Source organism: Bacillus sp. PK5-006 (assembly GCF_054161415.1).
The window spans coordinates 3,364,571-3,378,661 of sequence record NZ_CP096414.1; the positions used below are offsets into that span (position 1 = coordinate 3,364,571).

Annotated in this window: 4 protein-coding genes and 1 riboswitch; all 4 genes read right to left on the bottom strand. The window is 44.8% G+C overall.

Annotated features, from left to right (window positions below):
• Positions 1-19 precede the first annotated feature (19 nt).
• Positions 20-10,726: an amino acid adenylation domain-containing protein gene (locus M1D84_RS17165; RefSeq protein WP_458106347.1), complete on the bottom strand. Its 10,707-nt coding sequence runs from the start codon at positions 10,724-10,726 to the stop codon at positions 20-22.
• A gap of 145 nt (positions 10,727-10,871) precedes the next feature.
• Positions 10,872-10,965: riboswitch (cyclic di-GMP riboswitch) on the bottom strand.
• 367 nt (positions 10,966-11,332) lie between these two features.
• Positions 11,333-12,136 carry an ABC transporter permease gene (locus M1D84_RS17170; protein WP_024424298.1) on the bottom strand — a complete coding sequence of 268 codons (804 nt, stop codon included), beginning with the start codon at positions 12,134-12,136 and terminating at the stop codon, positions 11,333-11,335.
• Positions 12,129-12,998 carry an ABC transporter permease gene (locus tag M1D84_RS17175; RefSeq protein WP_213404992.1) on the bottom strand — a complete coding sequence of 290 codons (870 nt, stop codon included), beginning with the start codon at positions 12,996-12,998 and terminating at the stop codon, positions 12,129-12,131. The genes M1D84_RS17170 and M1D84_RS17175 overlap by 8 nt, the downstream gene beginning before the upstream one ends.
• Positions 12,998-14,089: an ABC transporter ATP-binding protein gene (locus M1D84_RS17180; RefSeq protein WP_025092817.1), complete on the bottom strand. Its 1,092-nt coding sequence runs from the start codon at positions 14,087-14,089 to the stop codon at positions 12,998-13,000. The genes M1D84_RS17175 and M1D84_RS17180 overlap by 1 nt, the downstream gene beginning before the upstream one ends.
• Between the last annotated feature and the right edge of the window lie 2 nt (positions 14,090-14,091).

A 14,091-nucleotide genomic window follows, 5' to 3' on the forward strand; every position in this document is an offset into this window, starting at 1 on the left:
TCCACCTCTTCATTTTTGCTTAAAATAGATCCATTAGCTTTTCAAGTTCGTCCATGGTGAGATCCTCATCCCCCACATCACTAGGTGTGATCTGACTCTCATCCTGTGATAGACAATGTGAGATTAATGCCTTCACATTCTTTTCTAGGAGTTCCTTGAACTGTTCCATCGTACGTTCTTCGAATTCAAGGTGATGATAGGAAATCGTCACATGGAGCATTGCTTGTTCTACGAAACCAACAATATCCAGCGCATGAGGTTTCTCGGATTCAGGGCTCAGCGATTGTCCTGCATGCCATGCAGAGCGTCTCAGTTCACCGCCGCCGATCTGTTCATCAAACTGACCAAGATAGTTAAAGCTGATATCTGGTGTAACTTGAAAATCGATATCGTCCTTCATCTTGTCAGGCGTTAAGTATTTTAAAACGCCATAGCCGATGCCCTTGTTCGGAATGTGTCTGAGTTCCTCTTTTAAATACTTGATCTGATAAGAAAGATCGTCTGCATGCGACATATCCAATAACACAGGATACATACTAGTAAACCAGCCGATGGTCCGTGATACATTGACCGCAGGAAGGATGTCCTCTCTCCCGTGTCCTTCAAGATGAATAAAGTGCCTGTCTTCACCTGTCCACTCTTTCATGGACAACCCTAATGCCGTCAGCAAAATATCATTGATTTCTGTTTGATAGGCTTCATGTACATCCGTCAGCAGACTGCGTGTTTCCTCTTCAGACAATGCAAAACGAATGGTCTGTGTATGAAGCATTCGTTGATCCTCCGTGACATGTTCCCTTTGAAGCGGAGGAACGGAATGCGCAAGCACCTTTTTCCAATACTCTCTTTCCGATAGCAGCTCATCTGACACAGCGTATTCAGTCAGCTTCTGGGCATATTCTTGGAAGGAGTGTGTTTTTTCAGGGAGGGTAAGAGTTTCCCCACGCTTCAACTGTTCATAAAGAGCCATGAAATCTTCAAGGAAAATGCGCCATGACACACCATCAATGACAAGATGGTGTACAGCGAGCAATAAATGATCTCCTTGATCTGTTCGGAAAATGGCAGGTTTCACTAGTGGTCCCTCCGTTAACGACATACTCGCCTGCACTTCATTTGCCAGCTTTTCTACTTGCTGGATCTGCTGCGACAGCTCTCCTTTTACTTCCACCACATCAATTGCCACATTGTTTTCCTCGATTCCTCGATGACGCTGGATGACGCGCCCTTCTTCGAGCGGATATACCATTCGCAATGCATCATGATGAATCATGAGCTGCTCCAGTACTTGCTGAACGATTTGTTCATCCAAGCCATTTGGCGCATGAAGCATCATCGATTGGTTCCAGTGATGCTGATTCGTAAAGTTTCGTTCAAAGAACCAGCGCTGAATCGGTGTTAAAATGACTTCTCCTTCGACAGGTGATTGATCGGCTGTGAGAAGATCGGCTTCTTCAATATATGGGCGCAGCTCCGCAATCGTTGGGTACTGGAATAGAAGTTTCATATCGAGCTTCCAGCCTGCTTGCGTGAGTCGGCTTGCCATTTGGATACCTTTAATCGAATCTCCGCCAAGGAAGAAGAAATGATCGTGAATGCCGACTTGGCTGACGCCAAGGACATCTTCCCAAATGCCGCAAAGCAGTGTTTCCACTTCGTCTCTTGGTGCTTCGTATACCGTTTGGTTCGCTTCGATATCAGGAGCTGGCAATGCTTTGAGATCGACCTTTCCATTGGCCGTCATTGGAAATTGATCTAGTTTTATGATCCATGATGGCACCATGTATTCAGGCAACGTTCGTTTTAGGCTTTCTTTCAGGGTTGTTGTTTCTTCAGCCGCGATGACATAAGCGATAAGTGCATCTTGATCACTCGCATCTTTGACCGTGGTCACGACAGCTTCTTTGACCGAATCCAGCGTCAGGAGCTGGGCTTCAATTTCTGACAGCTCAATACGGAAGCCGCGGATGTTGACCTGATGGTCTATTCTGCCGAGATAGATCAGCTGACCATCGTCTGTCCATTTCACTAAATCGCCTGTACGGTACATGCGCTCGCCTGGATAAAATGGATCTGGGACAAATCGTTTATCGGTTTCCTCTGGAAGATTCCAGTAGCCCCTCGCCAGTCCTTTTCCTGCAATGACGAGCTCGCCCGGTACGCCTGGCGGCGACAGGTCGTATAACGAACCCATGATGTAAAAACGTGTATTGGCAATGGCTGTTCCTATCGGAATCGTGCCTTGTTCTGGATCGATGACTCCACTTGTCGCTACGACTGTATTTTCAGTTGGACCGTAGTTATTCACTAGTTTGTATGGGACTGGCTTTACCTGTTTCAGCTTGTCTCCGCCTGTTAGTAAATAGCGTAAAGAATGGTTGTCCATTGACATAAACTGCTCGCATAACTGAGTCGGCAGGAAGGCAATGGTGATGTTTTCTTTATTGAAATACGCATTGAGTTTGATCATATCGAGACGAATCGCTTCGTCAATAATGTGCAGCTCTGCGCCGGCGATCCACGTTGGGAACATCTCCCAAATGGAGGCGTCAAAGCCAAAGCCGGCATATTTCGCGGTTCGATCGTCTTTCGTCACTTGGAAGGCTTCATTGTGCCAGAATGCAAGATTCACAAGGGACTGGTGCTCGACCATGACACCCTTCGGCTGTCCTGTCGTCCCAGAGGTGTAAATCATATAAGCGAGATCCGTTGGTTTGATATGAACCTGAATCTCGTGAGCTTCTCCTTCTACGGCATCTTCTATGAACAGCACTTGACCTGTAAATGAAGATGGTGCAGTGAGTCCTTTTTGCATCAGAAGCACCTCTGCCCCGCAGTCTTCCAGCATGTAGGCAATACGCTGCGCTGGATAGTCTGCATCAATTGGAACGAATGCCGCACCTGCCTTGAGAACGCCAAGAACAGCTGCCGTCATGTCAAGGGACGGACGAGTGAAAATACCGACGCGGTCGCCTGGTTTTGTGCCGTTTGCGATGAGTCTTGAAGCGACTACATTCGCCCGGCTGTTCAGCTCTTTATACGTCCAGCTCGTTCCGCAGAAGGTCGCTGCTTTTTGGTGCGGTGCTTCTTGAGCCTTAGCCTCAATCAAGGCATGGACGGTTTGATCTGACGGGACGTCTAGAACAGGACCTAACCATTCGTTCAGCTGTTTTTGCTGCTGCTGCGGTGACAATAATTGCATTTGATCTAACGATTGATCTGGTGCTGACACCATTTGTTCCAGCAAATGAAGGAAATATTCTTTCCACTTTTCAATTGATGTCTTTTGAAAGATAGAACAATTAAAATCAAACACGAGCTCAATTTGATCTGCGGATTCGTTTCCAGTTAAGATCAAATCAAATTTGGCAATATTCTCTTCGAATGGCTGTGGAACAATGTGAAGCCCATCCATTGATAAATCACGAATATCCGCATTTTCCATTGAGAATACCACGTCAAAAATTGGATGACGGCTTGTGTCGCGAACCGTTTGCACCTGATCTACCAATTCTTCAAATGGGTACAGCTGATGCTCATTTGCCTCTAACACAAGCTGATGAACATTTGAAGCAAATTCAGCAGCTGTCTGATGTCCTGATGGTCTTGTTCTAAGTGCCAGCGTGTTCACAAACATGCCGATCACAGATTGAATATCAGGATGGGTTCTGCCAACAACCGGAGAACCAATGATGATATCTTCTTGTCTTGAAAGCTTGCTCAAAAGAATACTGTAGCCAGCAAGCAGGACTGTATAGGTCGTACTGTTGAGCGCTCTAACGAGTTCGTCCAATTTCGCTTTAAGCGAACCTGCGATTGTAAATGAGACACGATCTCCTGCGAATGTTTGCACTTTTGGCCTTGGCAGATCTTCTGGCAGTGCCAGTACAGGCAGCTCCCCTTGTAATTGATCCAGCCAGAAAGCCTCTTCAGCTGCTTTTTGCGCAGCAGATGCCTCACTTTTTGACCAAACTGCATAATCCTTATATTGAACAGGTAATTCCTCTAGTTTGTCTCCTCGATACAGGGCTGATAGCTCCTCAATTAAAATGCCAACAGACGCACCATCTGAAATGATATGATGCATATCAATCAGTAAATAATGGGCATTTACGGAGACGGAAACCAGCCCTATTCTGAGTAAAGGCGCTTTTTCTACATCAAATGGCCTGATAAAGTCATTCATTAATTCCTGTATGTCTCGGCCGTTCTGTTCAATTTTTTCAATGTCTACAGAGACATTTGTTTCAATCCGTTGAACAGGTTCATTCTGAACAAAATCAAAACTCGTTCGGAAAGCTTCATGACGTTGGACTAGCTGATCAATTGCCTTTTCAAATCGTTTTTCATCAAAGGCTCCTTCTATCTTTAAGGCAGCCGGCATATGATAGCTTTGCTCCGCATCAGTCATTTTCTCCAAAACAAACAGTCTTTTCTGAGCAGATGTCACTGGATAATAGGACGCCTCTTTGGCAACTTCTACTCGCTTGATCTCCGTTTGATCCGCTTGATCAACCGCAAGGGCGAACGCTTCTAATGTTGGGGATTCAAATAAAGACTTCAAAGTGAGCTCCACCTGCATCTCTTCATATAGCCTGTTTAGCATTTTCATGCCGCGCAGCGAATGGCCCCCGCATTCAAAGAAATGATCGTGCCTGCCGATTCGCGGCGCTTCAAGAACTTCCTCCCAAATGTTCGCCAGCAGACGCTCTGTTTCTGTTTGAGGAGAGGTGTATTCATTTGCCCCCTGCTCACTGAGATCAGGTGCTGGCAGCGCCCGCCTATCGACCTTGCCATTATTCGTCAAAGGAAGCTCGTCTAATTGCATGAAAAATGCCGGCATCATATATACAGGCAGTTCACGCCCTGCTTGCTCGCGCAAATCAGATAATGAAACAGATCCTTCTGCTGTGAAATACGCACATAAGGTGTCATTGGAAGCAGCAATGACGACAGCTTCCTTCACCTGAGGATGCTGCAGCAGCTGGTGTTCAATTTCCCCAAGCTCGATACGCTGTCCGCGAATCTTCACTTGATGATCGATCCGTCCAATGAATTCAATATCTCCATTCGGCAGCCAGCGTGCAAGATCGCCCGTTTTATACATGGCCTCTCCAGGACGGAAAGGATTTTTGACAAACTTTTCGCTTGTTAGTTCTGGCTGCTTATAATATCCTTTCACCAGTCCATCACCAGCGACACATAGCTCTCCCGCCACACCCGGCGGCTGAACATGTCCAAACTCATCTACAATATAAACAGCCGTTTGACTCACTGGCTTTCCGATTGGGATGGATAACGCCTGCTTCTCAATATGATTCACAGGATAATATGTGGTGAAAATTGTGCTCTCAGAAGGTCCGTACATATGAACAAGCTTGTCTTTCCCAACTGTCTCAAGTGCAGTCACTACATGAGGCACAGAAGCACGTTCTCCGCCAAACAGCACTTTTCTTACGTTTTTCAGGCTGTCTTTTTTCATGTCGATGAGTAAGTGAAAAAGAGCTGTTGTGATCATTAAAATACTGACTTTTTCCTTCTCAATCGCTCCAGAAAGCTCATTCATGTTTAAAATATGATCCTTTGGCAGAACAATGAGTTTCGCTCCGTTTAATAATGCACCAAACACATCAAACATAAAGGCATCAAATACATAGTTTGAGAGGCTCATCACCGTGTCTTCAGGATGAATGGTGAGATAATTCGATTGCTTCACCGTTCTCAAAATGTTCCGGTGTGTCACCATATTTCCTTTAGGCTTACCGGTTGTACCTGATGTATAGGTCAAATTCGCCAAGTCCTCAGGTAAAATATGAGCATCTATAGGGCTGTCTGACTGCTGTGTAATCACTTGATCTTCTGTTTCTATGATGGTTCCCTCAAATGCAGTGAGCACCGAGCGATGGCGCAGCACTTGATGTGTCAGTAAGAATTGTGCACCGCTGTCTGTTAAAAAGTGCTTCACGCGCTCATCAGGGAAATCGGGGTCAATTGGTACATAGACACCGCCAGCCTTAAGCACAGCCAAAACAGAGAGCACCATTTCATTGGAACGTTCAAAGAATAAGGCTGCTTTCATCCCTTTTTCAAAACCATTTTCACGCAAATAATGAGCAAGCTGATTCACTCGGTCATTTAGCTCTTGATAAGAAAGAACCACATCTTCACATTGCAATGCAGGCTGATGACCATACTGCTGCACCTGTTTTTCAAACTGCGTCACAATGGTTTCTTCTGCTGGATAAGGCGAAGGTAACGGATTCCACCTATTTAACTGAGCTTCTGCTTCTTGTTCAGACAGTAATCGATAGGATTGAATAGCTTCCTGCGGCGCTTGAACCATCTGCTCCAGCAGATAAACATAATGTTTCATCATCTGCTCTGCCGTACTTCGTTTAAATAGCGCCGTACTGAAATCAAGTACAAAGGATAAACCTTGATCGGACTCCATCGCTTGCAGTGTTAAATCAAATTTCGCAATATGGAAATTGGTTTCTTCAACCTCGACCAGCATGTCTCCAATATGCTGGGCTGCTCCATGATCCGGCGCGAGTGTAAAGACGGTGTCAAACAATGGATGACGGCTAAAATCTCTTGGCACATTCAGCTTTTCAAGCAGCCGTTCAAATGGATATTGCTGATGATCAAATGCCTGCATTGTCTTTTTCTTTACTTGCTCAATCAGCTGAGACATGGTTCCATTCGGGTCTACCTCAGACCGCAAAGCAAGTGTCTGGACAAACATACCGATCATGTCATTCAAATCTGTATGCACACGTCCTGCCGCCGGTGTGCCGACCACAAATTCCTTTTGACCTGTATATTTGGCAAGCAATGTATAGTAAGCAGAAAGCAAGACCGTATACAGTGTCGTGTGATGGTTTGCTGCAAGCTCCTGTAATTGATTCTTTAACGCTTCATCTATTTCTTTGATGACACGATCACCTGCGAAAGACTGGACAGCTGGACGCTGATAATCGGTCAGCAGCTGTAAAGCAGGAATATCGCCCGAAAATTCTTGCAGCCAAAATGCCTCTTCTTTTTGAAAGCCTTGGTGCTGTTGCCAAACAGCATAATCTTGATATTGAAGCTTCAATGGTGCTTTAATCGATCCCTCGTAAGCATCTGACAGCTCACGCAGCATCAAATCGATCGAAAGACCATCTGAAATCAGATGATGCATATCGAAAAAGAGCAAATGCTCCTGATCATGCAATGACTGCAAACCAATTCGAAGAAGCGGCGCACACTCAAGATCAAAAGGTCTGACAAATTGCTGCATGTTTTCTTCCATCGTACCGCCTGTCAGCTGTTCTATTTGAAAGGACACTGATGAAACGATCCGCTGACGAGGAACACCTTTTATTGTATGAAAAGAAGTACGCAGCATATCGTGACGTGAGATCAGCCTGTCAAAGGCTTCAGTCAGTTTCTCAAGCTGCAGAGTTCCTTTTAACCTCACAACAGCAGGCATATGATATGCAGTGCTTTGCTCCAATTGACTCACCATATAGACGCGCTGCTGTGGAGGCGACAATGGATAATGATTAGCAGCCGGCGCTTTTGGTATCACCGTTTCAGAAGACCTTTCTGCTTGCTCAATATAAGCAGCTAGAGCAGCAATTGTCTGCTGTTCAAATAAAATGGAGAGCGGCACCTCCACTTCAAAGTCTCGCTGAACCTTGGTAAGTACGGTCATCGCTTTGAGCGAATGCCCGCCTCGATCGAAGAAAGAATCATATACACCGATCTTCTCTTGATCTAGAATGTCTTCCCATAAATGAACAAGCTTCGTTTCTATATCGTTTCTAGGTGCCGTATAAACAGCATGTACCGCTCTATCACCTTTTAACGCAGCAAGTGCACGACGGTCGACTTTGCCGCTGACTGTGAGTGGAAAAGCATCGAGCTCTTTGAAATAAAGAGGCATCATGTACGCTGGAAGCTGATGTTTGATAGCCGCTTGCAGCATGTCAACAGACACACCTTCATGACGAGCTTGATAATAAGCACTTAACTCTTTTTCTCCATCCGCTTCGTCAACCACTAGCACGACTGCCTTATCAACTCCATCTACCTGCTCCATCACAGCTTCAATCTCGCCTGTTTCTATCCGGTAACCCCTTATTTTCACTTGATCGTCCATTCTGCCAAGATAATCAATCGTGCCATCTGGAAGCCATCTGACTAGATCCCCCGTTCGATACATCCGCTCATGTGGAGAAAACGGGTCTGCTGTGAATACCTTCTCCGTCAATTCAGGCTGATTCACATAGCCTCGCCCAACACCTATACCGGCAATGCACAGTTCTCCAGCAGCCCCATGCAACTGCAATTGATCATGTTCATTTAAAATATAAATGCGATGATGACCAAGCGGTTTTCCAATCGACACATAGCGCTGTTCAGTTGATTCGCTCAGCTCACTGAGATTCAGGCGATGCACCGCCGCATCCACACACGTCTCAGTTGGACCATACACATTCCACAGAGTAAAATCAGGCTGACTCATACGAACTGCTTCGATGAGTGAACGTGCTGCTTTCGCTGGCAGCGCTTCTCCCCCAATCAACATGTGCATCAATGACAGCCCGTCCAAATCCGCAGCAAGTAAAAGCTGCACATGCGCCGGTGTTCCATCCGCCGCTTCAATTTGATGTTTTCTGTAATAAGCCGCTAGCTGCATGCCATTTCTCGTCGTTTCTCGCGGGATGATATGAAGCGTATGTCCAAATAAAAGGGCAGCAAAGATTTGTTTGACCGATGCATCGAAATGGAATGGGGCTAGAAGCGCCATTTGTAGCTCATTCGCCCCTTGATACATCTCATGATGCAAAGCATGGACCAAATGATGAAGCTGAAGATGCTCAATCATGACGCCCTTCGGCTTTCCAGTTGTACCCGATGTATAAATCATGTAGGCTAAATCCTCCGGCGCCGTCTGATCTACAAGCTCAGGCAGTCGTCCATCATCTAATAATATTTGCTGCAGCACGATCAATTTTTCCGAAAGGGCTGGGTATTCTTGAATGAACGATTCCTCTGTTAACACAATAGAAGCACCTGAATCCTCCACAATAAATTGAATGCGCTCCTCAGGTAATGCCGGATCAATTGGTACATATGCCCCGCCAGCCTTTAGTATGCCGAAGACTGCTACCATGGCATCTGTCTTACGCTCCATCAAAACAGCAACAGGCACATCACGTGAGATACCTTTCATTTGTAAAAAACGAGCCAGCTTTTCTGCCTGTTGTTGTAGCTCTCCGTAAGTAATTGTTCCATCTTCTGCTACAACGGCTGTCCGGCCTGCATATTTGTTGGCTGTCTCATCAAACAGGTGATGAACCGGTTTTGCTGCTGGCCTTTCAAACGATTCTCCTTCAGATAATTGCAGCAACTCCTTTTGTTCACCTGCTGAAAGTAAAGGTAGTGTCCCAATCAGCTGATCAGGCTGAGAGACGGCCGCTTCTAGTAATATCAAGAATCGATCAAACATCTTACTCATTTCTTCTTCTGTGAATACATCTGTACGGTAATCCAAATCAATGGTCAATGTATCAGTATCCCAGCGGTCTTTCACATGTATTGAAATATCATTCATTCCGCTCCCGCTAAAAATCGGTTCAGTAATGAACGACAGATTCTCTTTTTTCTGCCACTGCATGACCTGATATTCTAAAGAAATATCAAAAAGGCGTCCTGTAAACCCTTCTCTTTCCCGCAAATCATTCATGAGGAGATTGTAAGGATATTTTTGGTGTCGCAAGATCTTCATTTGATCCGCCATGACCTGCTTGACGAAATCAAGAAACGATTGCGACCCTTGAACAGATGCACGCATTGGAATCGTAGATACAAACATCCCAATCATCTTTTTTTCTTTGGCATTCGTCCGGTTGCCCATAAAGGTTCCAAGAACGACATCCTCCATACCGCTAAAGCGATGTAAGTAAATATAGACAGTGGACATAAACATCGAAAGCATACTGACTTTCTGTTCTTCACAAAAAACACGAAGCTTCTCCTTTAAAGAATCTGGAACATCCCCTGAAAATCGCTCCGCATGCAAACTCATCTCGTATCCCTTATGCGGTTTTAAAGATGCGAAGTCTGGAATATGAGCAAATTGCTCATTCCAAAAAGCCTGGTCTTTTTGAAAACGTTTAGAAGATTCATAGCTCTGCTCACTCATGATGTGATCAACGAAGGAAATCTCCTCAACTGGCGAGATGTCTACTCCTTGCAGCATGTCATGATATAAATCAATAATGCGATTTCCCATTAAAATGATGGAAATACCATCCGCGACAATATGATGTGCTTTACAGAACAGCCAGCACTCTTGATCACTGATTTGAAACACCGTAAATTCAATCAAAGGGCTGTCAATCAATGGCATCGGCTCACGAATCTGCTCGTTTGCCCAAACCCTTACTTCCTCTTCACTCCAGCCCTTTTCCATGCGAATCGGCTGTTTTTCATAAGGTTTGATATATTGAACAGGCTCCTCCTCTTCATCTCGATACACGAGCCTCAGCCGAAGAGAGTCAGTTTGTCGAATGTACGCTTGAAGCACATCGACGACCAAAGAAGGATCGAGACCAGATGCTGATCTCAACCTGGCGAATCCACCCAAATTAGAAATACTTGTACCTGGATAAAATCTTTCCGTGTAGAATACTCGCTTTTGCGCATGTGTTAAGGGGTAATAAACTATATTCATTCTCATCCTCCGCCTCTTCTATGTTTTCTCCACCAATTTCACCCTGCACCCTCTATATCAAAAGAACCAAGTCTATTTCATTAAAATAGATGGTTAAACAGAAAAGGAGCCCACCCCGAATAAAACGGAGGGACTCCCATTTTCATTCGGTAGCCTGCCGACCTTAGCAAAAAAAGAATCATTTACCTTAGGACATGGCTTTGCGTCTCTATGTTTCCATAGATTTGCCTTTTTCTTCTTTTCTTTTAGATATTTTCTATTTACGTCCACTTTATATGAAAATATTGTTTTTTTCACCGAAAAATGGGTGTAAAGATTCATGCGTTATACCGAAGGGATCCTGTTAGAATTGACGATATTTACCGAAAATAACTAATAATAGTTGCGTTCAACCGAAAATAATCGACTAAATACCGCAAAAATTTCATATTTTCCCTTAAATTTTGAAAATATGACCGAAAATGTAGGATAGAGGTCTCCTTGCGTTCCCCGCAAATTCTTAAATCTTAAGAACTATATTCCCTAAAAAAATGAATTTTTTTACTGTAAAAACAACAAAAAAAGAGTTGTCATTTCAAATGACAACTCCTTGTTTCTTCATTATATTTACATCACCTTAGACAAACCAATCGTTTTTTCAATAATGAGCAGCGCAATGATAGAAATGATAATAAATATGACAGATATCGCATTGACACTTGGATCAAAGGTCTGCTCAATGTAATTAAAGGTCCTGACAGGAATTGTAATGGTTTGAGGAGAGGAAACGAACAAACTGATCGATATTTCCCCAAATGACGTCACAGCTGAAAACACCCCTCCTGCAATGATTCCCGGCTTAATCAAAGGCAATGTGACTCTAAAAAACGTGCGAATGGGTCCTGCGCCAAGATTCATTGAAGCCAGCTCAAGCCGCGGATCTAAATTCGAAACACTCACGCCTACCGTTCGAACCACATAGGGAAAACCAATGATGACGTGACCAATGACGAGCGCCCACAAAGACCCTGTAAAGCCCATAGCCGTAAACAAGTAAAGCATTGCAATCCCTAACACCACCTGAGGAATCATGAGAGGTGACAGAATGAAAGCTTGGACAGCCTCCTTTCCCTTAAAGGAAAGCCTTGCTAAAGCATACGATGCCATTGTCCCTAAAAGAACCGTGAGAGGCGTCACGATGAACAGCAGAATCACACTGATCCGAAGAGATTCCATCCATTCTGGATTTGACACGACCTCATGAAACCAGCGCACAGAGAACGAAGTCGGTGGAAATTCAGGAAAGGCATTTGGACTAAAAGCAGATAGGACGATCACAAGAACAGGTATGGTTAAAAAAAGATAAACCAATGACCCAGCAGTCCAAATCAGGATGGAAAGCAAGCGGTCACCTATTGACTTTTTACGCATGCATCCTCGCCTCCCAACGCTTCAATAAACAGCTTAATAGACTGACTACCATAAGCACACAAACCAATAATGTAAAGGACATAGCCGCAGCAAGAGGCAGATTATACACCTGCATGACCTGCTGATAAATTGACAGCGGCAGCAGCGGCTGCATCCGTCCGCCGACTAACAGCGGGGTGATATAACTTCCTGCTGCCAGTGAGAAGACGATGATCGCGCCAGTCACCATGCCTGGAATGGTCAGTGGTAAGGTGACATGAAAAAAGGTTCGAATCCGGCCAGCTCCAAGACTCATAGAAGCCGGTCTTAAGTGACGATCCATATCGGTTAAGCTTGTTGCGATCGGCAGTACTGCAAATGGCAGCATGACTTGGACATAGGCAATAATGACCGCATTCATATTCCACAGCATCGAGAGCGGCTTCTCAATCACCTGTAAATCTAATAACATGCCATTGATCAGACCATTTTGCGAAAGAAGAACAATCCATGCAAATGTCCGAATCACAACACTTGTCAAAAGCGGCGACACAAGTAGGATATAGAAAAATGCCCGCAGACGCGGATTAGGTGCTTTGACGAGCACGTATGCTGCGGGGTATGCCATCAATAAACAAATCACCGTTGTCTGCAAAGCCACCCACACAGTACTTCCAATCGCCTTTACATATGCATCTGTCGTGAACACATGAATATATTGAGAAAAGCTATACGTTTGTAATGTATTCATCATCGAATCGACATCGCGAAAACTGAGAACGAGCATCATCACCAGAGGAGCTAGTAAAAATACTACAAGAAACAAACAGGCTGGCAGCAGCATAAACCAATGAAATCGTTGATTCTTTTTCTTGATTCGCATCACGTATGCACCTTCGAATCTAAGAAAACGATATCTTCAGGCTGCCAATGGATATGGACGGTTTCTCCAACTTCAGGCAGTTCGGGAAATGCCGCATCAGAAGCATGGACAATGATTTCACCATTATCAAGCCCCACAACCAAACGTAATGAATGCCCAATATAACTCACATCTGACAGCACGCCTGATACATGGTTCGGCTTTACTTCCTCCCGCTCAGAAGAGATGCTGATTCTTTCAGGACGCAGCATAAGCAGTTGCTTTTCCCTCTTCTCTTGATGTGCCGCAGCCTGCAGCTGAAGATGCTGACCGCTTGAATGGGTGACATGCGGAACTGTAAATGCCGCATCAGCTTCATTGTACACGGCCTCAAAGATGTTCACCTGTCCGATGAATTCAGCTACAAATCGATTGTTTGGCTGGCGGTACACCTCTAAAGGCGTCCCAATCTGCTGTATTCTTCCCTCTCCTAAAATTCCAACCCGATCAGAAAGGCTTAAGGCTTCCTCTTGATCATGTGTCACAAGAATGGTTGTAATCCCGACATTCCTTTGAATATTTCGCAGCTCTGTCTGCATGTTTTTTCTTAGTTTGGCATCTAGGTTGCTGAGCGGTTCATCAAGAAGGAGAACAGACGGCTGAATCGCCAGCGCTCTTGCAATCGCTACCCGCTGCTGCTGACCACCGCTTAATTGGTGGGGCATCCGTTTCGCAAATGCCTCTAATTGAACAAGAGACAAGCTTTCCATCACCTTCTCTTTAATTTCCGCCTTCTTTTTCTTTTGAACCTTTAGCCCGTACGCCACATTATCAAATACAGTCAGATGTGGAAAAAGTGCATAGCTTTGAAAAACCATACCTGTTTTTCTTTGGTAAGGCGGCAAAGCTGTCACATCCTGATCGCCAATATAGACGACGCCTTTTGTTGGTTCTAAAAAACCGCCAATGATGTTTAATAATGTTGATTTTCCGCAGCCGCTAGGACCAAGAAGGGAGAAAAACTCTCCCTCATTCACCGTAAGACTGACATCGTTGAGAGCAATCTGCTCACCGAAGTGCTGACTGATGTGTTCTAAATGAATTCCACTCATGC

Bases quoted from the DNA above. Each gene is read 5' to 3' on its own strand.
- M1D84_RS17165 (WP_458106347.1), bottom strand. From the start codon at position 10,726: ATGAATATAGTTTATTACCCCTTAACACATGCGCAAAAGCGAGTATTC.
- M1D84_RS17170 (WP_024424298.1), bottom strand. From the start codon at position 12,136: ATGCGTAAAAAGTCAATAGGTGACCGCTTGCTTTCCATCCTGATTTGG.
- M1D84_RS17175 (WP_213404992.1), bottom strand. From the start codon at position 12,998: ATGCGAATCAAGAAAAAGAATCAACGATTTCATTGGTTTATGCTGCTG.
- M1D84_RS17180 (WP_025092817.1), bottom strand. From the start codon at position 14,089: ATGAGTGGAATTCATTTAGAACACATCAGTCAGCACTTCGGTGAGCAG.